The organism is Rhizobium redzepovicii, from assembly GCF_019793435.1.
In the GTDB taxonomy this organism is placed as follows: Bacteria; Pseudomonadota; Alphaproteobacteria; order Rhizobiales; family Rhizobiaceae; genus Rhizobium; species Rhizobium redzepovicii.
In genome coordinates this window covers 49,944-71,103 of record NZ_JAILYH010000008.1, presented here as the reverse complement: position 1 = coordinate 71,103, position 21,160 = coordinate 49,944, and the positions used below count along the sequence as shown (strand labels likewise).

Here is a 21,160-nt window from a genome sequence, read left to right as displayed (position 1 = left end):
CCCTATCCAATCCAAGAGGCAAAAAAGCGAAGGCCGCTTTCTGTCAGGATGGCATCCAGGCTTATGTCATGCGGCTCGTCGGGCACATGTGCCACTTCCTGGCAGTCGAATGCAATGCCGATCAGCTTCGGATGCAGGCCTTTTTGCCTCAGCCGGCTGATGGCGCGGTCATAATGGCCGGCGCCGTAGCCGATGCGGTGGCCGCGGTCATCGAAAGCTGAAAGCGGCACCAGCATGATTTCCGGATCGAGAATAGCGGCATCCGCCGAAGGGCCGACCGTGCCGAAACCGGTATCGACAAGCGGGGCGTCCTCCGCGAGCTCGCGAAAGACGATGGTCTGCCGGTCGAGGATCGCCGGCACGCAGAGCCGCGCACCGCGCACGGCAAAGCGCGCCATCAGCGGCCTGAGATCTGCTTCCGAACGGATCGGCAGGAAGCCGGAGACAATTGTGCCCAGCGCAAAGCCAACCGCCTCGCCGGCATGATCGGCCATCGCAAGGCTTTTGGAGGCGCGGTTCTCAGGAGACATGGCGTCGCGTGCCGACAGTCGTTCGTTGCGCAGCTGCGCTTTCAGGTCTTTCACGGTCATTCCATCCGCCGGATATGGAAAAGGTCGAGCGAGCATAGACGGCTGGGTGTCCGATGCAAATGCCGGATGCGACAGCACTGCGCCCGTTTCACGCCCTGTCGCGGGATGCGGCCGAAGGTCAGACGACGATGCTTGTCGGTATTGTCGTGGTGGCGATGGAGAAGGCTGCCATGTCAGGAACGGCGTTCGCCCCGGCCTGCCGGTTCTGCTGCCGCAGATCGTGCATTGCGTTTTCGAGCAACTGCTTGAGTTCGCGCACGACCGCCTTGAAATCCTCCATGGTTTCTCGATCATCGGCCGAGATGCCCGAGAATTGTGGGGTGTCCTCGGCAACACTCTGATAGGCCTTGCGGGCGTTGGCGGCGTCGTCCGGCTCTTGCGAGCCGGTCTCTTCGTCCGCGGTTTTTTCTGAGGCATCCGCCGGCGCAGCCTCGATCCCACTCGTCGCGGCGGCCGTTGTATCCGTGGTTGTATCCATTGAAGCGACTGCTGCCGGGCTGCCAGTCGCGACGGTCGATGCGAATTCGGAGGCGACGGTGCCGAGCTTGCGCGCGAGTTCAGCGGCCAGACGGGCGACCACCTCGGGCGGCATGTTGGAGCTGCGCAGCATTTCCAATTGCTGCTTCGCCTCTTCGAGCTTGCGTTCTGCCTTCGTCTTGGCTTCGTCCCCGGAATTCGCCAGAGTCTGCCGCATCTGCTGCAGCGTCTGGGTGCTACGTTGTAGTTTCAGCACACTCTGATCGCTCTCGTCTCCGGCAGCAGAGATGACCGTTGCTGAAGACGTGCCGCGCAAGATGTTGGAGGCAGAGGTGGTTGCGACCTGCATGGACAATTCCCGACAGTCCGGGTCCCCGATTGCAATTCGGCGCATTCTGCAACGTCAGACTTGCGTGGACCTGTGTTCCGGGGCCGCCGGCAGCGCCGCGGCGAGCCGTTGCATCGTTTCCTCGAACAGCGGGGCTCCGCCCGGCATCCAGCCGAGCGCGCGGATTTTCGCCGTGCTCATGGGATTGAGCGCCGCCCTGTCGGCGAGTGGCGGCAGCACGTGCCGACAGCCGGTCTCGCGTCGGATGGCTGAAAGGATGTCGCGCGTGTCGACTGATATGTCCGAGACGTTGAAGACCTCGCCGGAGATGCGGGTGCTTTCCGTCTCCAGCATCAGCCGTACCGCACGCCCGAGGTCGTGGCCGTGAACTTCCGTCCCCACACGCGAAACCACCGGCCGGCCGGCGAGGTAATCGGCGATGAGGCCGTCCCACTTGTTCGGCGAGAGATCTCCGTAGACGCCGGTCGCCCTCAGGCTTACGCCGGCAAAACCTGGAGTGGAGAGGTGGGCAAGCGCGCGTTCGGCATCCAGCTTGACCTGGCCGTAGAGCGTTTCCGGCTTGGCCAGCATCGTTTCCGCGAGCTCGGTTCCCTCAGAATGTTCGCCATAGGCGGCGCGGCTGGAGAGGAAGATGCAGCGGCGCGTGCCGGCGCGTTTGGCGGCGTCGAAAAGGCGGACGGTGCCGTCGAGGTTCAACCTGTGGAAACTCTTTGGATCGTCGCCTTCGCCGCCGCGATATTTGCCCGGAACATGGTTGAAGGCGGCGTGGACGAAGAAATAGGCGTCGTCGAAAATGTCGATCTGATCCTTATTGGGATCGAGCGAAAGTGCCGCGAACTCAACCGGGCGGGAGAAGAGACGAGGTGGCGGCGCACGGCGCCCGCCGACGATCACCTGATAACCGGCGCTCAAAAGTTCCTCGACGACATAGCGGCCGACGAGACCCGTTCCGCCGGATACCAGTACCTTCATGCTGCTCCTTCCGGATTGGCCAGCGCCGCGATCTCGGGCGGATCGCCGCCATCGTGGAAACGGTGCCACAAATCGATCAAAGGTTGTAGCCGCGCTGCCTTCGGATGATCCTTTTCCCACGGCTTTTCATATTGGTAGTGCAGGATCGAAACGCTCTTCCAGTCCCAAAGCTCCGGCATGGTGAACCATACATATTGCAGCATGTTGAAATAGACCGGCAGGCCGTGCCAATCCGGGAAGAACGTCTCGAGAAAGGTCTGGTCGGTGCGCCGCCAGAAGGCGCCCGGCCTGTCGAGGCTTTCGAGCATGTGCCGGAATGTGTCATGCGATGGGGTGGCGACGAAGACGCCGGAATTCATGCGGCGGAAGTCGGCAAGGCTTTCATAGACATTGGGCGCGGCTGAGAATTCCGGATAGAGGAAAAGCCTGTCGACGTTCTTCAGCACGAGGGCATCGGCGTCGATGAAGACGCAGCGTTCGTATTCGACGAGCTGCCACAGCCTGAGCTTGCAGAAATTGTCGAGCGGCGAATGGAAGTCCGGCTTGCGGCCCTTGGTGAAGGGGGCGGCGGAATGGAGTTGGCCGCGGGCGTGGCGTTCGTTGAAGGCATCGGAGAGCGGCAGGTGCTCGACCTCGATGAGGCGGCAGCCGAGAGTTTCAAGCGGGGCGAGGGCGGTTGCATCGACGCCGCCGGTGTGGAGGACGACGATGTCGGCGCTGGTATCGGTGCGACGGAGAGAATTCGCCAGGGCGGTGGCGCCCATGGCGTAGTCGGGATTGGTGACGAGGGTGACATAGGCGAGGTTTGAGGTAGAGGTCATCGGCGCCGGCGACTTCCTTGCACGCCCTCATTCCTGTGCTTGTCACAGGAATCCAGCCACGGCCCGTCCGCGCCGTGAATGATTCTCCAGCGCCCAAAGACTTGGGCGCGCTGGATTCCTGTGACAAGCACAGGAATGAGGGAGAGATCGTTGGACTGGTGGCGCCTCAATAGCAAACCATCACTCATGACACTGACTTCAGTCGCTTGCCTTCCGGATCGTGGTTGATCGTCGCGGCGATGTCCTTGGTCCAGGCGGAGACGGCCGGCACGCGCGAGCGGTCGACGCGATAGGCGAATTTCTTCGCCACGTCGACGATCTCGCCGAGAAGGCCTGCTTCCAGCGTGATCGGTTCGAGGCCGAGAATGCGGAATTTCTCGTTCTGAACGATCAGCTCGTTCTCGGCGGCTTCCTTGCGCGGGTTGGGCAGCCAGGCGATGTCGGCGCCGCTTATCCCCGCGATCATCTGGGCAAGGTCGCGCACCCGGTGGGTTTCCGTCATCTGGTTGAAGATTTCGACACGGGCGCCGCGGGCGGGCGGGTTTTTCAGCGCCAGTTCGATGCAGCGCACCGAATCCTGGATATGGATGAAGGCGCGGGTCTGGCCGCCGGTGCCATGTACCGTCAAGGGATAGCCGATCGCCGCCTGGATAAGGAAGCGGTTCAGCACCGTGCCGTAATCGCCGTCGTAATCGAAGCGGTTGATCAACTGCGCATGGCGGCGCGTCTGCTCGGTATGCGTGCCCCAGACGATGCCCTGGTGCAAGTCGGTGATCCTCAACCCGTCATTCTTGGCGTAGAACTGGAAGAGAAGCTGATCCAGGCACTTGGTCATGTGGTAGATCGAGCCGGGATTGGAGGGATAGAGGATCTCCTGGCTGACCGTCTCGCCGGCCGCGGTTTCGATGCCGACCGGCAGGTAGCCTTCGGGGATTGCTGCGCCCACCGTCGAATAGCCGTAGACGCCCATGGTGCCGAGGTGGATGAGATGGGCGTCGAGATTGAGCTCGGTCAGCGCATTTAAGAGGTTGTGGGTGGCGCTGACGTTGTTATTAACAGTGTAATTCTTGTGGCGGTCGCTTTTCATGGAATAGGGCGCGGCCCGCTGCTCGGCGAAATGGATGACAGCATCCGGGCGGTGTTCGGAAAGCCAGTTCTTCAGTAGTTCATAGTCCTTGGCGAGATCGATCAGGTTGAAGTGGATGCGGCGCCCGGTTTCGGCATGCCAGATGCGGGTGCGCTCCTGGATCGAATCCATCGGTGTCAGCGACTGAACGCCAAGTTCCGTGTCGATCCAGCGGCGTGAGAGATTGTCGAGGATATGAACGTCATGCCCGGCATCGGAGAGGTGCAGCGACGTTGGCCAGCCAATGAAACCGTCTCCGCCCATAACCGCAATCTTCATCACATCGTCTCCTGATCTGTCGCTCAATATCGGGAATAGTTAGGAATTATGACAATCATTCAATGCCTACCGGCGGGGCATTCAATGCCTGCCTACCGGTCATTCAGTGCTTGCCTGTCGGGAAGCGTTGCGCCAAAGAGGGCACCGCAGTTTGGAGAAAATTATGACGGAGCGCCCATTTTCCATTTCGGGGGAGCTGACCGAGGCCGGACACCGCCTCGTGCAACGGGTCTATTATGAAGATACCGACTTCTCCGGTCTGGTCTACCACGCCCGCTACCTGCATTTCCTCGAGCGCGGCCGCACCGATTATCTGCGTTGCCTCGGCGTGGAGCAGCGCGAACTCGTCAGCGCCGACGAGGAGGGCCTCGTCTTCGTCGTCCACCGCATGGAGATCGACTTCAAGAGCCCGGCGCGCATGGACGACGTGCTGACCATCCTGACCCACACGGAAAAAGCCGGCGGTGCCAAGATGGTGCTCAATCAGCAGATCCGCTCGGGCGAAACGCTGCTGATATCAGCCAAGGTGATCATCGCCGTCATCAACGCCAAGGGGCGGCCGCGGCGGCTGCCGGAAACGCTGGCGGCGAAATTCCTGGAAGGCAGCACGCCGCTATAGGCGCGAATCGCGCGGAATTCAGGCTTGTCAAAACTTGAGCTTTATGTGAAGGAATTCCCGCGCTGCAGGATGAGCGCTCTTTCGGCAGCCGGATCTTACTCCGGTCAAGTAAACCATGGAACGAAATCTTCCAAACACAGGCTTACTGTCACAGTCAGGCACTAACGATCTATTAACCATAATAGTGTCTTACTGGGAAAGTCGGAGTTTGTGCGGTGCACGCCTTCCTTTGACCAAATTTGACGGCAAGAAGGCGGAAGATGAGCTTGGAAGTTTGACCAGGGCTTTGGGCGGCGGCCGCCGGACACTTCTTGCGAGATCACTTTGTGCCGCCCGGTCCAGCACCGGGCGTTTGGATTCGGGGATTTTGGATCAATGGAACAAGTAGGATTGGCAGCAGCAACGACGGACGTCAGCCTCTGGTCGCTTTTCATGCAGGCCGGTATCGTCGTCAAGCTCGTCATGCTCGGGCTTATCGCCGCTTCGGTGTGGACCTGGGCGATCGTCATCGACAAATACCTGGCCTATGGCCGCGCACGGCGCCAGTTCGACAAGTTCGAGCAGGTGTTCTGGTCGGGCCAGTCGCTGGAAGAACTCTATCGCTCGCTGTCGGAACGCAACAATACGGGGCTGGCGGCGATTTTCGTGGCCGCGATGCGCGAGTGGAAGAAATCCTTCGAGCGCGGCGCCCGTTCGCCGATCGGCCTGCAGATGCGTATCGACCGGGCGATGGACGTGACGCTTTCACGCGAATCGGAATTTCTCGGCGCTCGCCTCGGATCGCTGGCGACGATCGGTTCGGCCGGTCCGTTCATCGGCCTCTTCGGCACGGTCGTCGGCATCATGACCTCGTTCCAGGCGATCGCTGGTTCGAAGTCGACCAATCTTGCGGTCGTTGCGCCCGGTATCGCCGAAGCGCTGCTTGCAACCGCCATCGGCCTCGTTGCCGCTATTCCGGCGGTTATCGCCTACAACAAGTTCTCTGCCGATGCCGGCAAGCTCTCGGGCCGCATGGAAGGTTTCGCGGATGAATTCTCCGCCATACTTTCGCGCCAGATCGACGAGAAGCTGCAGCCGCGCGCTGCAGCTCAGTAACCAGCGGAGTATACTGACATGGGTATGGCTGTTGGAGGCAATGGCGGCGGGGGCGGCGGACGCCGCCGTCGCGGCGGTCGGAACAGGGCCGTGATTTCCGAAATCAACGTGACGCCGCTCGTCGACGTCATGCTGGTGCTTTTGATCATCTTTATGGTCGCGGCACCGATGATGACCGTCGGCGTGCCGATCGACCTGCCGGAAACGCAGGCCAAGGCGCTGAATTCCGAGACGCAGCCGATCACCATCTCCGTCAAGAACGACGGCGAAGTGTTCCTGCAGGAAACGCCGATCCCGGCCGCCGAGATTGCCGCCAAGCTCGAGGCGATCGCCACCACAGGCTATAACGAACGGATCTTCGTGCGTGGTGACGCGACAGCGCCTTATGGCGTCATCGCCGACGTCATGGCCCGTATTCAGGGCGCAGGCTTCAAGAATATCGGCCTCGTGACGCAGCAGAAGAAGGACCAATAGCGTTCAAGATGAAGACCAGCGTCGTCACATCTGCTGTTCTGCACTGCCTGGTGCTTACCTGGGCGATGGTGTCGCTTAGCGCCCCGGAATCCTTCAAGGTGGAGGATTTCGAGGCGATGCCGGTCGATCTCGTGCCGGTGGAATCCATTACCCAGATGCAGCAGGGCGACAAGAAGGCTCCGAAGAAGGAGACGTCTGCGCCGGTACCGACGACACGTCCGCCGATCGCACAGCCGGCCGAGAATGCCGGCGACAACAATGTCGACCTGAAGACGCCGCCGGTGCCGAACGCCAAGCCGAGCAACAGCGAGGCCGCCGCGGCGAATTCGAGCGAAAAGCCGATGCCGAAGACCGATCCGAAGCCGAACGACGTCAAGGACATCGTCAAGGAGGAAACGGAAGTCGAGCAGCCGAAGGAGGTCGCTTCCATACCGCCGCCGAAGCCCGTCGAAGTGACGCCGCCGAAGCCGGAGGAAAAGCCGCCGGAAGAGCAGGCCAAGCCTGAGGAACCGCCGAAGCCGGAGGCCGAGGCACTGCCGGACAATGTGCCGACCCCCGTCGCCAAGCCGCAGGTGAAGCCGCCGGAACCGCAGAAGCCCGCCGAAAAGCCGCCGGAAAAGACCCCCGACCAGCCGAAGACCGCCGACATGCCGACCGACAAGAAGAAGGCGGACAAGAAGCAGGAAACGGCGAAATCCGCCTCGTCGATGAAGAGCGACTTCAATGCCGACGAGATTTCGATCTTGCTGAACAAGACCGATCCTTCCGCCGGTGGCGCCAAGCGCTCGACGCAGGAAGCGTCGCTTGGTGCGAAGAAGAGCAATGGTGGTTCCAAACTCAGCCAGAGCGAAGAAGATGCGGTGCGCGGCTTGATCGAGGGCAATTGGCTTGTCACGCCTGGGATGGAAGGCCTTTCCGGCATGGTCATCAAAGTGCATATGAAACTCGACAAGGATGGCAATATTATTGGTCAGCCAGAAGTCGAGTCATCGGGCGGCAGTAGCAGCGATGCCACACGCCGTGCGTTGGAAGGCGGGGCCTATAGAGCTGTCATGAAGTCCGCCCCCTTCTCGATGCTTCCGAAGGACAAGTATGAGGCTTGGAATGAGTTCGACCTGAATTTCGATCCGAGTTCTATGGGAATCTAGATGCTGACGGATCTGTCCCATGGCAACAAGCCTTTTGCAGCCGCTATCATGCTTGGAGCGATTCTGGCTTGTGCGCCTGAGGCGTTGGCACAGTCGGTGGACGCGGCGACCTCCAAGAAGTCAGCCTTGGATTTACAGCACGCAATTGCTTCCTCCTTCAATGTTCCTCCCGGGCAGGCGAGGGGCGGCAGAGTTGTGATCACCGTCCATCTGCGGCTCGACAAGAATGGGGCGATCGTTGGTTCACCCGAGGCAATAGCCTCGGGCGGCAACGAAGCTGCTCGAAAAAGCCTGTCGGCTCCGGCTCTCCGGGCGGTGAAGCGCTCATTGCCATTCCCGATGCTCCCGAAAGAAAAATACGAATCCTGGAACGAAGTCGTCCTGCGCTTTGAATCCGGCGATCCGACTCCATAGATGCTGAAAGGCTGTTTGGTATGACAAAGTGTTCCTTTTTTCGCGCCATTTTGGTTGCAGTCGGTCTGATAACCACTGCCGTCTTTGCAACGCCGGCCAACGCGCTGGTTACCCTCGACATCCGAAAAGGCAATGTCCAGCCGATGCCGATTGCGGTGACCGACTTCCAGGGTGATTTGGGCGCGCAGGTCTCGCAAGTCATCGCCGCAGACCTGCAGCGGTCCGGTCTCTTCGCACCGATCAACAAAACCGCCTTCATCGAAAAGATTTCCAATCCTGATGCCGCGCCGCGCTTCGAAGACTGGAAGGTCATCAATGCGCAGGCACTGGTTACCGGCCGGGTTACCAAGGAAGCGGATGGCCGTCTTCGCGCCGAATTCCGGCTCTGGGACCCGTTCGCCGGGCAGCAGATGACCGGTCAGCAATTCTATACGCAGCCGGAGAACTGGCGCCGGGTGGCTCACATCATCGCCGATGCGATCTACAAGCAGATCACCGGCGAAGAGGGTTATTTCGACACCCGCGTCGTCTTCGTCTCCGAATCCGGCACCAAGCAGCAGCGCAAGCGCCAGCTGGCGATCATGGATCAGGATGGCTTCAACGTGCGTATGCTGACGGATGGCAGCGATCTCGTGCTGACGCCGCGCTTCTCGCCGAGCCGGCAGGAAGTCACCTATATGTCCTTTGCCAACCAGCAGCCGCGGGTCTATCTGCTGCAGCTCGAAACCGGGCAACGTGAAGTCGTCGGCAATTTTCCCGGCATGACCTTCTCGCCGCGCTTTTCGCCCGATGGTCAGAAGGTGATCATGAGCCTGCAGCAGGAAGGCAACTCCAACATCTATACGATGGATCTGCGCTCGCGCACGACGACGCGCCTGACCTCGACGGCTGCGATCGACACTTCGCCTTCCTATTCGCCCGACGGTGCCCGCGTCAGCTTCGAGAGCGACCGGGGCGGCAAGCCGCAGATTTACGTGATGAACGCCGACGGTTCGGGCCAGACCCGTATCTCCTTCGGCGACGGCTCCTATTCGACGCCGGTCTGGTCGCCGCGCGGTGATCTCATCGCCTTCACCAAGCAGGCCGGCGGCAAGTTCTCGATCGGCGTGATGAAACCGGATGGTTCTGGCGAACGCATCCTGACGACCGGCTTCCACAACGAGGGCCCGACCTGGGCGCCGAACGGCCGCGTGCTGATGTTCTTCCGCCAGGCGGCAGGCGCTGGCGGGCCGCAGCTCTATTCGATCGATCTGACCGGCTATAATGAACAACTCGTCAAAACGCCGAGCTACGGTTCCGACCCGGCTTGGTCGCCGCTTCTGGAGTAGCAGGCGCGGGAATGCCTTCATGTCGCCTCAGAATCATGGGAACCCGGCGACTACGGGACAAATCAATAAATTGTTAACCATAATCTTTGAGGGGCGGTTAACCGAGTGCGGTTACTGTCCGGAAACCCTGATGAACCCGCAAGGAGACCGGCCATGAGCCGAATTCATACCCCGGCAATGAGCCGCATGCAGAATTTCGCCCGCAACCCCGTCATGATCGCGCTTGTCGCCGGTCTCGCTCTTGCGAGCTGCGCCAAGAAGAACGGCGGCATGCCGAATAACGCTGGCGATATCGGCCTCGGCGCCGGTGCCGCAACGCCGGGCTCTGCCCAGGACTTCACGGTCAATGTCGGCGATCGCATCTTCTTCGACACCGACTCCTCGTCGATCCGCGCCGATGCTTCGCAGACGCTCGACCGCCAGGCCCAGTGGCTCGCCCGCTACCCGAATTATCAGATCACCGTCGAAGGCCATGCCGACGAACGCGGCACGCGTGAATACAACCTCGCGCTCGGCGCCCGCCGTGCGGCTGCCGCCAAGGATTATCTCGCTTCGCGCGGCGTTCCGGCGCAGCGCCTGAAGACGATTTCCTACGGCAAGGAACGTCCGGTTGCCGTCTGCGACGATATTTCCTGCTGGTCGCAGAACCGCCGCGCGGTCACGGTTCTCGGCGGCGCCGGCATGTAATCTGCCGATTTCGGTCACTTTCGGAAGGCGGTCCTCTCGGGGACCGCCTTTCTTTTTGACCACACTTTGGCCAGACTCCGTTGCTTTTTGACAGCAATTGGAAAAATCTCCTGTTCGTGCCATCGAGGTGCGAAGAATCACTGGGACAGGACGATACATATGAAGAAACTTGTCGTGGCAGGCATGCTGTGCCTCGCGGCTGTGACCGGGAGCGAACGGGCGGCCTATTCCGCCTCGTTCTTTGGGCTGCATCTCGGCGGCCGGTCCGCGGAAAACCAAGCGGCGCCGCCTGTTGTCAAGGTGCAGAGCGGCGATGCCGAGATGCGCGTGCAGCAGCTCGAAGAGCAGCTTCGGCAGCTGAATGGCCGGATCGAGGAGATGAGCTTCCAGCTGCTGCAGATGCAGGAAACGATCCGCAAGCAGCAGGAAGACAATGAATTCCGCTTCCAACAGTTGGAAAAGACGGGTGCCAGCGGCGGCGGTGCCAAAGCTCCTGTGAAAAAGAGCGAGACCGATACCGCTCCCGCAGCGTCCGGCAGCGATGACGTTGCCAGGGTGATCCAAGCACCGCAGGGAGCCGAGACGGCTCCCTCCACCAACGTGCCCAGCAATACTGGCCTCGGCCAGCCGCCGAAGGAGCTCGGCTCGATCGATTTCGATCAGAACGGCAATCCGGTCGGCGGAACCGTTGATGCAAATGCGGGCGTGGGCTCCGGCCCGATACCCGATGCCAATCCCGGAGCGCCGCAGCAGACTGCCTCGCTCGGCGGTGAGGCGGACCAGTACAAGGCGGCCTATGGACATGTCTTGTCCGGCGATTACAGCACCGCCGAACAGGAATTCACCCAATACATTACCCGCTACCCGAGCAGCGCGCGGGCGGCGGACGCTAATTTCTGGCTCGGCGAAGCGCTCTATTCGCAGGGCAAGTACAATGAGGCGGCCAAGACATTCCTCAATGCGCACCAGAAATACGGCACATCCGAAAAGGCGCCCGAGATGCTGTTGAAACTCGGCATGTCGCTGGCCGCCCTCGACAATACCGAGACGGCCTGCGCGACGTTGCGCGAAGTCTCGAAGCGTTATCCGAAGGCTTCGCGTGCCGTCATAAGCAAGGTTGCGAGCGAACAGAAGCGCCTCGCCTGTTAAGGTCTTCCGGCATGTCTCCGGAAGCCCGATCGCCGCGAGAGGCGATCCTCCAGTTTCTCACGTCGCTTCAAAGCCCCGCACGTATTCTCGTCGCCATATCAGGCGGCAGCGATTCCACCGGCCTGCTTCTCCTTCTCGATGAAGCCGTGAAGGCCGCGCCCCATTTCAAAATTTCCCTATGCGCTGCGACCGTCGACCATGCGTTGCGCGCCGGCTCCGCAGACGAGGCGCGAGAAGTCGCATCCCTCTGCGCGTCGCTAGGCATTGCCCACACCAGCATGACCTGGCAGGGCGACAAGCCGAAAACCGGCATCATGGCCGCGGCCCGCGAGGCGCGTTACGGCTTGCTCGCCGAAGCGGCGGAAGCGTTTGGCGCCGATCTCATCGTCACCGGACACACATTCGACGACCAGCGCGAAACACTTGCCATGCGCGGCGTGCGAACGGAGCAGGTTTCATCAGGCATTGCCGACGCGGTGCTCTTCGATCGGCGTTTCTGGATCTTGCGGCCGCTTCTCTTTTCCAGCCGGGCGGACATCCGCGCTTTCCTCAACGAGCGGGGCGTGAAGTGGATCGACGATCCGAGCAATGAAGATGTGAAGCACGAGCGTGTGCGGGTGCGCCGGCAGCTTTTGGCCGATGCCGGTGCCGAGGCGAATGTCAGTGCCGTCTGGGACGAGCGACTGGCTGTTTCGGCCAAGGGAGCCGAATGGCTGGATCACCATTTCAAGCTTCACGGCGGCCTGCTCGGGCAGGTGGTGCCTGACGGATTGCGGCAGGATCGCGCCGTTCTCGACTATGTGCTCGGTCGTCTCACGGCCATTTTCGGTGGGCAACCGTTTGCGCCGGGGAGGGCGCAGATTGAGCGCCTTCTCTCATTTGCCGCCGGCGGGGAGCCGGGGCGGATGACGGTCGGCCGGGTGGTCTTCGATCTCAGACGGGACGGGCTTTACCTCACGCGCGAAAGCCGCGGGATCTTGCCGCTGGTCTTGCAGCCCGGGGAGGCGGGCGTGTGGGATGGGAGGTTTGTGGCGCGCAATGGGTCGGCGGCTCCGATTATAATAGAAACCACCGCTACACACTCCCCCTCATTCCTGTGCTTGTCACAGGAATCCAGTGCGAACAAGTCCTTGGCCGCGAAAGACAGTTTGCACTTTATGGGGTCAATCACCGCGCGGACGCGCGGTAGCTGGATTCCTGTGACAAGCACAGGAATAAGGGAGCATCATATCGGGCACCTTCCCAAGGCCGCATGGAAGCGTGCAATCGCCTCGGCGCCGGCCATATCGGCGCAAGAGGTCCCTCTATCTGCGGAAACCGCCGAAGCGATCCACCTCACGCCCTATTTCGCACCCTTCGACCGCTTTTTGACACGATTTGATTTCATCTTTGCCAACAGGCTTTCGGCGGTTTTCGCGACGGCGCCCTATGCGAGGCCGCCTTTAAGAAGTATTGACGGAAAAACCATCTGACCTGGGGTGTCGCCTTGGCAATCGCACGGCGCAACCCTATGTTAGAAACGAATAAGACGGTCGCCATGAGGCGGCTGTTCCAGTGCTGGGGAGTTCAATGAACCCTAACTTACGTAATTTCGCCTTGTGGGCGATCATAGCGCTTCTGCTGATCGCCCTATTCAGTATGTTCCAGACGGCGCCGGCGCAGACGGGCTCCCGCGAAATCCCTTATTCGCAGTTCCTGCGTGAGGTCGATGCGGGCCGCGTGAAGGACGTCGTGGTCACCGGCAACCGGCTGAGCGGAACATATCTGGAGAATAACAATAATTTCCAGACCTATTCGCCCGTTATCGACGACAGCTTGCTCGATCGCCTGCAGGCCAAAAACGTTGCTGTCACTGCGCGTCCGGAGACCGATGGTTCCTCCGGCTTTCTGAGCTACCTCGGAACGCTGCTGCCGATGCTGCTCATCCTCGGCGTATGGCTGTTCTTCATGCGGCAGATGCAGGGCGGCTCGCGTGGCGCGATGGGCTTCGGCAAGTCGAAGGCCAAGCTGCTGACAGAAGCACATGGCCGTGTCACCTTCGAAGACGTCGCCGGTGTCGACGAGGCCAAGCAGGATCTCGAAGAAATCGTCGAATTCCTGCGGGATCCGCAGAAGTTCCAGCGTCTCGGTGGCAAGATCCCGCGCGGCGTGCTGCTCGTCGGCCCTCCGGGCACCGGTAAGACGCTGCTCGCCCGCTCGGTCGCCGGCGAAGCCAACGTGCCCTTCTTTACCATTTCCGGTTCCGACTTCGTCGAAATGTTTGTCGGCGTCGGCGCTAGCCGTGTGCGCGATATGTTCGAGCAGGCGAAGAAGAATGCGCCCTGCATCATCTTCATCGACGAAATCGATGCCGTCGGCCGCCATCGCGGCGCCGGTCTCGGCGGCGGCAACGACGAACGCGAGCAGACGCTGAACCAGCTGTTGGTCGAGATGGATGGATTCGAGGCGAATGAAGGCGTGATCCTGATTGCCGCCACCAACCGCCCCGACGTGCTCGACCCGGCGCTTCTGCGTCCGGGCCGTTTCGACCGTCAGGTCGTGGTTCCGAACCCGGATATCGTCGGCCGCGAGCGCATCCTTAAGGTGCATGCCCGCAACGTTCCGCTGGCGCCGAATGTCGATCTCAAGGTTCTCGCCCGCGGCACGCCCGGTTTCTCCGGCGCCGATCTGATGAACCTCGTCAACGAAGCCGCCCTGATGGCGGCCCGCCGCAACAAGCGCGTCGTCACCATGCAGGAATTCGAAGACGCCAAGGACAAGATCATGATGGGCGCCGAGCGCCGATCCTCGGCCATGACCGAGGCGGAAAAGAAGCTCACTGCTTACCATGAGGCCGGCCACGCCATCACCGCGCTCAATGTCGCCGTCGCCGATCCTTTGCACAAGGCGACGATCATTCCGCGCGGCCGTGCGCTCGGCATGGTCATGCAGCTTCCCGAGGGCGACCGCTACTCGATGAGCTACAAGTGGATGGTGTCGCGCCTCTGCATCATGATGGGCGGCCGTGTCGCCGAAGAACTTACCTTCGGTAAGGAGAACATCACCTCGGGTGCCTCTTCCGACATCGAGCAGGCCACCAAGCTTGCCCGCGCCATGGTCACGCAATGGGGCTTCTCCGACCAGCTCGGTCAAGTCGCCTATGGCGAGAACCAGCAGGAGGTCTTCCTCGGCCACTCGGTTTCGCAATCGAAGAATGTTTCGGAAGCAACCGCGCAGAAGATCGACAATGAAGTGCGCCGCCTGATCGACGAAGCCTATACGCAGGCCCGCACGATCCTGACGGATAAGCACGACGAATTCGTCGCTCTTGCCGAAGGTCTGCTCGAATACGAGACGCTGACCGGTGAAGAGATCAAGGCGCTGATTCGCGGCGAGAAGCCGTCGCGCGATCTCGGCGATGATTCACCGCCAAGCCGCGGCTCGGCGGTTCCAAAAGCCGGCGCACGGCCTGCCGCCAAGGGTGATGAGCCCGAAGCCGGCCTTGAACCGCAGCCGCATTGAGCGGCTTGCACGATTGTGAACAAGGCCGGATTTCCCCAGCGGGGAGATCCGGCCTTTTCTATTTGGTAACGGGATATAATCATTTTTCTTGCTAATTTACGTGCCGATCGCCGCATTTTGTGGCATTCCGCTGAATTGAGGCAAGCGTGAATCACGCTCCTGGATTGACGACATTCCATGGAAGCCGGATTCGCTTGGAACGGTGCGCTGCCTTGAATGGCGCGCGGAAAGCGCAGGAGTGCAGATGAAGAGACGCTATTTCGGTACGGACGGTATTCGCGGCCAATCCAACGTCTTCCCGATGACGCCGGATCTCGCCATGCGGGTCGGCATTGCCGCCGGCACGATCTTCCGCCGCGGCAACCACCGCCACCGCGTCGTCATCGGCAAGGATACGCGCCTTTCCGGTTATATGCTTGAGAACGCCATGGTCGCTGGCTTTACGGCCGCCGGCCTCGACGCCTTCATTCTCGGGCCGATTCCGACGCCTGCCGTCGCCATGCTAACGCGCTCGCTGCGCTGCGATATCGGCGTGATGATCTCGGCGTCGCACAATCCTTACGAGGATAACGGCATCAAGCTCTTCGGCCCTGATGGTTACAAGCTTTCCGACGACCTCGAAGCCGAGATCGAGGATCTGCTCGAAAAGGACCTGAACGCCCAGCTTGCCAAATCCGACGATATCGGCCGCGCCAAACGCGTCGATGGCGTGCATGACCGCTATATCGAACATGCCAAGCGCACGCTGCCGCGCGACGTGACGCTGCAGGGTTTGAGGATCGCGATCGACTGCGCCAATGGTGCCGCCTACAAAGTGGCGCCGGCCGTGCTCTGGGAGCTCGGCGCCGAGGTCGTCACTATCGGCAACGAGCCGAACGGCACCAACATCAATCTCAATTGCGGCTCCACCAGCCCGGTCGCGCTGCAGAAGAAAGTCGACGAAGTGCGCGCCGATATCGGCATCGCGCTCGATGGCGATGCCGACCGCGTCATCATCGTCGATGAAAACGGCTCGATCGTCGACGGCGACCAGTTGATGGCCGTCATCGCCGAGAGCTGGGCCGAGAGCCAGCAGCTGCGCGGCAATGGCATCGTCGCCACCGTGATGTCCAATCTCGGCCTCGAGCGGTTCCTCGACGAGCGCGGCATGGCGCTTGCCCGCACGCGGGTCGGCGACCGCTATGTCGTCGAGCATATGCGCCAGCACAATTACAATGTCGGCGGTGAGCAGTCGGGCCACATCGTGCTCTCGGACTACGGCACGACTGGCGACGGTCTGGTCGCAGCGCTGCAGATCCTGGCCGCGGTCAAGCGGACCGGCCGGACCGTCAGCGAGGTCTGCCGCCGCTTCGAGCCGGTGCCGCAGCTGCTGCGCAATGTCCGCATCAGCGGCGGCAAGCCGCTGGAGGATATCCAGGTGCAGAAGGCGATCGCCGATGCCGAAGCCGAACTGGCCAAAAACGGCCGCCTCGTCATTCGCCCCTCGGGCACCGAGCCGCTGATCCGCGTCATGGCCGAGGGCGACGACCGCGCCCAGATCGAGCGAATCGTCAACGAGCTGATCGGCATGATCTCGAACGTGCGGACTGCCGCCTGATTCTTTGGAGATACATGAGGGCTGGTCGGCGTGCTTGCTCGCGCAGCGTCGTTCGGCGCTACGCTCTACGGCAGAAATCTAGCGCAAGTATAAACCCATCTGCCCTCATTCCTGTGGCCTCAGGCTTCGCCCCAGGGATGTCACAGGAATCCAGCCGCGGCGCGTCGGTGCCGTGAATGACTCCCATGCAAATTAAGGAAGTTTTCCGCGCCCAAGGACTTGGGCGCACTGGATTCCTGTGACGAGCACAGGAAAGAGGGTGGGTGGGGGTTAACGTTCTCGCCAACTTATCACCCGCCAGTGATGCTCACAGTCGTGCCACGGCAAGACAAAGATTGTGGGAGGTGTCGGCTCTTTTGTTAATTCCGTTAACCAGCCAAATCGCCTTCATAAGGGCGTCTCTTCAAAGATTTACCGCGGCAATTCATGTTTCCTCTACCGGAAGCTTCAGGATCTACGGTAAATAATCGTGGTTAAGCAGCTTTTAACGTTTCCCGTTCATTATCCATCCGAAGCGTATCAGTTTGGCAGCGACTTGAGCCTGCCGTCTCAACGAATTTTGGAGTGGGATCCATGAAAAGAAGCTTGTCCGGCATCTTCGCCGCATTGTTGATCGCGACAAACGCCTATTCCGCGGACCTCGCCCCTGCCGAACCGATCCCGGAGCAGCCGCCCGAAGTCACGGTCAGCGAAGCGACCGGCTGGTACCTGCGCGGCGATGTCGGTTATGCCTTCACCGATCTGCGCGGCGCCCGCTATTTCCAGGGCAGCAACGCTACCGAGGTCGATTTCGACGATGCTGACCTCGACGACGCATGGACGATCGGCGGCGGCGTTGGTTATCAGATCAATAGCTATCTGCGCACCGATCTGACCTTCGACTATCTGACGCAGGCTGATTTCAAGGGCTCGACTGTGGGGCAGTGCGGCTTCCCGCTGGTGGATTGCACGTCGACCGACCGCTCTTCGCTGACCGCCTACACGCTGCTTGCCAACGCCTATGTCGATCTCGGCACCTATGGCTATGTCACGCCTTATGTCGGCGCCGGTATCGGTGGTTCCTATGTGAAGTGGAAGAACCTGCGCAACGTCGCCTGCGCCGATGACGGCAGCTTCTGCGACGATCAGGTCACCCATGGCGGCAAGGGCAACTGGCGCTTTACTTACGCCCTCATGGCCGGCGCCTCGGTCGACGTGACCTGCAACTTCAAGGCCGATGTCGGCTACCGCTACCTGCATATCGATGGCGGCAACATGTTCGGCTATGCCGAAAATGGCGGTCCGGGCCGAGACAAGGGCCTCAGCGCCCATGAAGTCCGCGTCGGTGGCCGCTACCTCTTCGGCGGATGCGCCCAGGCGAGCTACGAACCGCCGCCGGAAATTCCGCTGCAGCCGGCGGTCTACAAGTAAGCTCAATTCGCGCCCATCAGAAAAGCCGCCCGCCCGGGCGGCTTTGCTGCGTCAAGCGTGCCTGCGTCAAAATATCCTCTCTCTGCGACACTTCGATCTTGACTAAGACGCCTGCTATCCATACACACGGCGGCGGGACACCCTTCCCCAACGAAGGGCTTTCTATCTGAGAGGATAGCATCATGGCGAAGACCGCAAAGCCGGACATCCGTCCGAATAATACTCATTTTTCTTCTGGCCCCTGCTCGAAGCGTCCCGGTTGGTCGCTAGACGCTCTTTCCGACGCGGCCCTTGGCCGTTCGCACCGCGCGAAAGTCGGCAAGACCAAGCTGAAACAGGCCATCGACCTTACCCGTGAAATTCTCGACGTGCCGGCGGATTACCGCATCGGCATCGTTCCGGCGTCCGATACCGGCGCCGTCGAAATGGCGCTCTGGTCGCTGCTCGGCGAACGCGGCGTCGACATGCTTGCCTGGGAAAGCTTCGGCGCCGGCTGGGTGACCGATGTCGTCAAGCAGCTGAAGCTCAAGGACGTGCGCAAGCTCGAAGCCGGTTACGGCGAGCTTCCCGATCTTTCGACCGTCGATTTCGACCGCGACGTCGTCTTCACCTGGAACGGCACTACCTCGGGTGTACGCGTGCCGAACGCCGATTTCATCCCTGCCGACCGCAAGGGTCTGACGATCTGCGATGCCACCTCGGCCGCTTTCGCGCAGGAACTCGATTTCGCCAAGCTCGATGTCGTCACCTTCTCCTGGCAGAAGGTTCTGGGCGGCGAGGGCGCGCACGGCGTCATCATTCTTTCGCCGCGCGCCGTCGAGCGTCTCACCACCTATACGCCCGACTGGCCGCTGCCGAAGATCTTCCGCATGACCTCGGGCGGCAAGCTGACGGAAGGCATCTTCCAGGGCGAGACGATCAACACGCCGTCGATGCTCTGCGTCGAGGACTATATCGATGCGCTTGTCTGGGCAAAGGGCCTCGGCGGCCTCAAGGCGCTGATTGCGCGCGCCGATGCCAACGCCAAAGTCATCCATGATTTCGTCTTGTCAAACGACTGGATCGCCAATCTCGCCGTCAAGGCGGAAACGGCCTCCAACACCTCCGTCTGCCTGAAGATCGTCGACAAGGACATCGCGGCGCTCGACGAAGACGGCCAGGCGGCTTTCGCCAAGGGCCTGGTCGGCCTGCTGGAAAAGGAAGGCGTTGCCTATGACGTCGGCCATTACCGCGACGCGCCGTCCGGCCTGCGCATCTGGGCCGGCGCCACGATCGAGGCATCCGACATGCAGAAGCTGATGCCCTGGCTTTCCTGGGCCTTCGAAACCCAGAAGGCGCAGCTCGCTCAGGCGGCCGCCTGACGTGATCGCGTCCGACTCCGCCACAGGGCGGAGTGGATCAAAGAATAAGAGCATGATGTCGTCCGAAAACCGCATACACTTTTCGGCATCATGCTCTGGCATCCCTGATTTCATCCATCGCTGAACACTTTTGAAGGAGGCCACAATGGCACCTCGCGTTCTCGTATCCGACGAATTGTCGGAAACCGCCGTCCAGATCTTCCGCGACCGCGGCGTCGAAGTCGATTTCGAACCGCAGCTCGGCAAGGACAAGGACCGTCTGCTCGACGTCATCGGCAAGTATGACGGTCTCGCCATCCGCTCCGCCACCAAGGTGACGGAAAAGATCATCCAGGGAGCGACGAACCTCAAGGTCGTCGGCCGCGCCGGTATCGGCGTCGATAATGTCGATATTCCGGCCGCTTCGCGCCGCGGCATCATCGTCATGAACACGCCGTTCGGCAATTCGATCACCACGGCCGAACACGCGATCGCGCTGATGTTCGCCGTCGCCCGCCAGCTTCCGGCAGCCGATACCTCGACGCAGGCCGGCAAATGGGAGAAGTCGAAATTCATGGGCGTCGAGATCACCGGCAAGACGCTCGGCGTCATCGGCGCCGGCAATATCGGCTCGATCGTCTGCGCCCGCGCCATCGGTCTGAAGATGCATGTCGTTGCCTATGACCCGTTCCTCTCCAAGGAGCGCGCCGAGGAGATGGGCGTCACCAAGGTCGAGCTGGACGAGCTATTCGCTCGGGCCGATTTCATCACGCTGCACGTGCCGATGACCGACAAGACACGCGGCATCCTCAACAAGGAAGCGCTGGCGAAGACCAAGCCGGGTGTGCGCATCATCAACTGCGCCCGCGGCGGCCTGGTCGATGAAGCAGCGCTGGCCGAAGCCATCAAGTCCGGCCACGTCGCGGGTGCCGCCTTCGACGTGTTCGAAGTCGAGCCCGCCAAGGAAAGCCCGCTCTTCGGGCTGCCGAACGTCGTCTGCACGCCGCATCTCGGCGCCTCGACGACCGAGGCGCAGGAAAACGTCGCTCTCCAGGTGGCCGAGCAGATGGCCGATTACCTCGTCAAGGGCGCGGTCTCCAACGCCATCAACATGCCGTCGATCACGGCTGAAGAAGCGCCGATCCTGAAGCCCTTCATCCGCCTTGCTGATGTTCTCGGCGCCTTCGTCGGCCAGGTCACTGAAGAGCCGATCAAGGAAATCGAGATCCTCTATGACGGCATCACTGCCAACATGAACACCCGGGCGCTGACGAGCGCGGTGCTTGCCGGCCTCATCCGCCCGCAGGTCGCCGACGTCAACATGGTTTCGGCGCCGATCATGGTCAAGGAAAAGGGCGTCGTGCTTTCCGAGGTCAAGCGCGACAAGACGGGTGTCTTCGACGGCTATATCAAGCTGACGGTGACGACCGAGAGCATGACGCGTTCGGTCGCCGGCACGGTGTTTTCGGATGGCAAGCCGCGCTTCATCCAGATCAAGGGCATCAACCTCGATGCCGATGTCGGCTCGCATATGATCTACATCACCAACACCGACGTTCCCGGCATGATCGGCTTCATCGGCACGACGCTTGGCGCTGCCGGCGTCAACATCGCCAACTTCCAGCTCGGCCGCGACAAGCAGGGCGGCGACGCCATCGCGCTGCTCTATGTCGACGGCGAGGTGGATGACGCCGTGCTTGGGCAGCTGACCGCCCACCAGGCGATCCGCCAGGCGAAGCTGCTCACCTTCAATATCGACTAATGCATCGGCGGGAAGTGCGCAG

19 protein-coding genes are annotated in these 21,160 nt (G+C 61.2%); 14 read left to right on the top strand and 5 right to left on the bottom strand.

Going from position 1 to position 21,160, the window contains the following annotated elements; genetic code table 11:
• Positions 1-2: 2 nt before the first annotated feature.
• From K6N12_RS14315 to K6N12_RS14295, 5 genes are all read right to left on the bottom strand, one after another.
• Complete coding sequence (locus K6N12_RS14315; RefSeq protein WP_097629239.1) at positions 3-590, bottom strand: 5-formyltetrahydrofolate cyclo-ligase; 588 nt, start codon at positions 588-590, stop codon at positions 3-5.
• Between the two features lie 118 nt (positions 591-708).
• Positions 709-1,416, bottom strand: coding sequence for a hypothetical protein (locus K6N12_RS14310; protein WP_097629240.1), 708 nt, complete (start codon positions 1,414-1,416; stop codon positions 709-711).
• Between the two features lie 54 nt (positions 1,417-1,470).
• Complete coding sequence (locus K6N12_RS14305; protein WP_097629241.1) at positions 1,471-2,388, bottom strand: NAD-dependent epimerase/dehydratase family protein; 918 nt, start codon at positions 2,386-2,388, stop codon at positions 1,471-1,473.
• On the bottom strand, positions 2,385-3,209 hold the full coding sequence (locus K6N12_RS14300; RefSeq protein WP_097629242.1) for a glycosyltransferase: 825 nt from the start codon (positions 3,207-3,209) through the stop codon (positions 2,385-2,387). The genes K6N12_RS14305 and K6N12_RS14300 overlap by 4 nt, the downstream gene beginning before the upstream one ends.
• A 184-nt stretch (positions 3,210-3,393) precedes the next feature.
• Complete coding sequence (locus K6N12_RS14295) at positions 3,394-4,614, bottom strand: NAD-dependent epimerase/dehydratase family protein (RefSeq protein WP_097629243.1); 1,221 nt, start codon at positions 4,612-4,614, stop codon at positions 3,394-3,396.
• Positions 4,615-4,777: 163 nt separating this feature from the next.
• Here K6N12_RS14295 and ybgC point away from each other — a divergent pair, with 163 nt between their 5' ends.
• From ybgC to serA, 14 genes are all read left to right on the top strand, one after another.
• Positions 4,778-5,233: a tol-pal system-associated acyl-CoA thioesterase gene (gene ybgC / locus K6N12_RS14290; protein ID WP_097629244.1), complete on the top strand. Its 456-nt coding sequence runs from the start codon at positions 4,778-4,780 to the stop codon at positions 5,231-5,233.
• 375 nt (positions 5,234-5,608) lie between these two features.
• The gene (gene tolQ, locus K6N12_RS14285) at positions 5,609-6,328 is read left to right on the top strand and encodes a protein TolQ (RefSeq protein WP_003582115.1); all 720 of its coding nucleotides are present in this window, start codon (positions 5,609-5,611) and stop codon (positions 6,326-6,328) included.
• 18 nt (positions 6,329-6,346) lie between these two features.
• Positions 6,347-6,802 (top strand): protein TolR, encoded by a 456-nt coding sequence (tolR, locus tag K6N12_RS14280; protein WP_003542730.1) that lies wholly within the window; start codon positions 6,347-6,349, stop codon positions 6,800-6,802.
• 8 nt (positions 6,803-6,810) lie between these two features.
• Positions 6,811-7,950: a hypothetical protein gene (locus K6N12_RS14275; RefSeq protein WP_097629245.1), complete on the top strand. Its 1,140-nt coding sequence runs from the start codon at positions 6,811-6,813 to the stop codon at positions 7,948-7,950.
• On the top strand, positions 7,951-8,364 hold the full coding sequence (locus tag K6N12_RS14270) for an energy transducer TonB (protein WP_097629246.1): 414 nt from the start codon (positions 7,951-7,953) through the stop codon (positions 8,362-8,364).
• Positions 8,365-8,384: 20 nt separating this feature from the next.
• Positions 8,385-9,692, top strand: coding sequence for a Tol-Pal system beta propeller repeat protein TolB (gene tolB / locus K6N12_RS14265; protein ID WP_097629247.1), 1,308 nt, complete (start codon positions 8,385-8,387; stop codon positions 9,690-9,692).
• Positions 9,693-9,845: 153 nt separating this feature from the next.
• The gene (pal, locus tag K6N12_RS14260; RefSeq protein ID WP_097629248.1) at positions 9,846-10,379 is read left to right on the top strand and encodes a peptidoglycan-associated lipoprotein Pal; all 534 of its coding nucleotides are present in this window, start codon (positions 9,846-9,848) and stop codon (positions 10,377-10,379) included.
• Positions 10,380-10,538: 159 nt separating this feature from the next.
• A complete protein-coding gene (gene ybgF, locus K6N12_RS14255; protein ID WP_097629249.1) occupies positions 10,539-11,528 on the top strand; it encodes a tol-pal system protein YbgF in 990 nt (329 codons plus the stop codon).
• Positions 11,529-11,539: 11 nt separating this feature from the next.
• Positions 11,540-13,000 (top strand): tRNA lysidine(34) synthetase TilS, encoded by a 1,461-nt coding sequence (tilS, locus tag K6N12_RS14250; RefSeq protein ID WP_097629250.1) that lies wholly within the window; start codon positions 11,540-11,542, stop codon positions 12,998-13,000.
• A 97-nt stretch (positions 13,001-13,097) separates the two neighbouring features.
• Positions 13,098-15,029, top strand: a complete 1,932-nt coding sequence (gene ftsH, locus K6N12_RS14245) for an ATP-dependent zinc metalloprotease FtsH (RefSeq protein WP_003590353.1) — start codon at positions 13,098-13,100, stop codon at positions 15,027-15,029.
• Positions 15,030-15,273: 244 nt separating this feature from the next.
• Positions 15,274-16,626 carry a phosphoglucosamine mutase gene (gene glmM, locus K6N12_RS14240; protein WP_097629251.1) on the top strand — a complete coding sequence of 451 codons (1,353 nt, stop codon included), beginning with the start codon at positions 15,274-15,276 and terminating at the stop codon, positions 16,624-16,626.
• 573 nt (positions 16,627-17,199) lie between these two features.
• On the top strand, positions 17,200-18,036 hold the full coding sequence (locus K6N12_RS14235; protein ID WP_097629252.1) for an outer membrane protein: 837 nt from the start codon (positions 17,200-17,202) through the stop codon (positions 18,034-18,036).
• Positions 18,037-18,218: 182 nt separating this feature from the next.
• Complete coding sequence (locus K6N12_RS14230) at positions 18,219-19,397, top strand: phosphoserine transaminase (RefSeq protein WP_097629254.1); 1,179 nt, start codon at positions 18,219-18,221, stop codon at positions 19,395-19,397.
• 145 nt (positions 19,398-19,542) lie between these two features.
• Positions 19,543-21,138, top strand: coding sequence for a phosphoglycerate dehydrogenase (serA, locus tag K6N12_RS14225; RefSeq protein WP_097629255.1), 1,596 nt, complete (start codon positions 19,543-19,545; stop codon positions 21,136-21,138).
• Positions 21,139-21,160: the final 22 nt, after the last annotated feature.

Coding starts and splice junctions, on each gene's coding strand:
- ybgC (WP_097629244.1), top strand. CDS start 4,778: ATGACGGAGCGCCCATTTTCCATTTCGGGGGAGCTGACCGAGGCCGGA.
- glmM (WP_097629251.1), top strand. CDS start 15,274: ATGAAGAGACGCTATTTCGGTACGGACGGTATTCGCGGCCAATCCAAC.
- serA (WP_097629255.1), top strand. CDS start 19,543: ATGGCACCTCGCGTTCTCGTATCCGACGAATTGTCGGAAACCGCCGTC.
- K6N12_RS14305 (WP_097629241.1), bottom strand. CDS start 2,388: ATGAAGGTACTGGTATCCGGCGGAACGGGTCTCGTCGGCCGCTATGTC.
- tilS (WP_097629250.1), top strand. CDS start 11,540: ATGTCTCCGGAAGCCCGATCGCCGCGAGAGGCGATCCTCCAGTTTCTC.
- K6N12_RS14235 (WP_097629252.1), top strand. CDS start 17,200: ATGAAAAGAAGCTTGTCCGGCATCTTCGCCGCATTGTTGATCGCGACA.
- tolB (WP_097629247.1), top strand. CDS start 8,385: ATGACAAAGTGTTCCTTTTTTCGCGCCATTTTGGTTGCAGTCGGTCTG.
- tolR (WP_003542730.1), top strand. CDS start 6,347: ATGGGTATGGCTGTTGGAGGCAATGGCGGCGGGGGCGGCGGACGCCGC.
- K6N12_RS14230 (WP_097629254.1), top strand. CDS start 18,219: ATGGCGAAGACCGCAAAGCCGGACATCCGTCCGAATAATACTCATTTT.
- K6N12_RS14300 (WP_097629242.1), bottom strand. CDS start 3,209: ATGACCTCTACCTCAAACCTCGCCTATGTCACCCTCGTCACCAATCCC.
- ftsH (WP_003590353.1), top strand. CDS start 13,098: ATGAACCCTAACTTACGTAATTTCGCCTTGTGGGCGATCATAGCGCTT.
- pal (WP_097629248.1), top strand. CDS start 9,846: ATGAGCCGAATTCATACCCCGGCAATGAGCCGCATGCAGAATTTCGCC.
- K6N12_RS14275 (WP_097629245.1), top strand. CDS start 6,811: ATGAAGACCAGCGTCGTCACATCTGCTGTTCTGCACTGCCTGGTGCTT.
- K6N12_RS14315 (WP_097629239.1), bottom strand. CDS start 590: ATGACCGTGAAAGACCTGAAAGCGCAGCTGCGCAACGAACGACTGTCG.
- K6N12_RS14295 (WP_097629243.1), bottom strand. CDS start 4,614: ATGAAGATTGCGGTTATGGGCGGAGACGGTTTCATTGGCTGGCCAACG.
- ybgF (WP_097629249.1), top strand. CDS start 10,539: ATGAAGAAACTTGTCGTGGCAGGCATGCTGTGCCTCGCGGCTGTGACC.
- K6N12_RS14270 (WP_097629246.1), top strand. CDS start 7,951: ATGCTGACGGATCTGTCCCATGGCAACAAGCCTTTTGCAGCCGCTATC.
- tolQ (WP_003582115.1), top strand. CDS start 5,609: ATGGAACAAGTAGGATTGGCAGCAGCAACGACGGACGTCAGCCTCTGG.
- K6N12_RS14310 (WP_097629240.1), bottom strand. CDS start 1,416: ATGCAGGTCGCAACCACCTCTGCCTCCAACATCTTGCGCGGCACGTCT.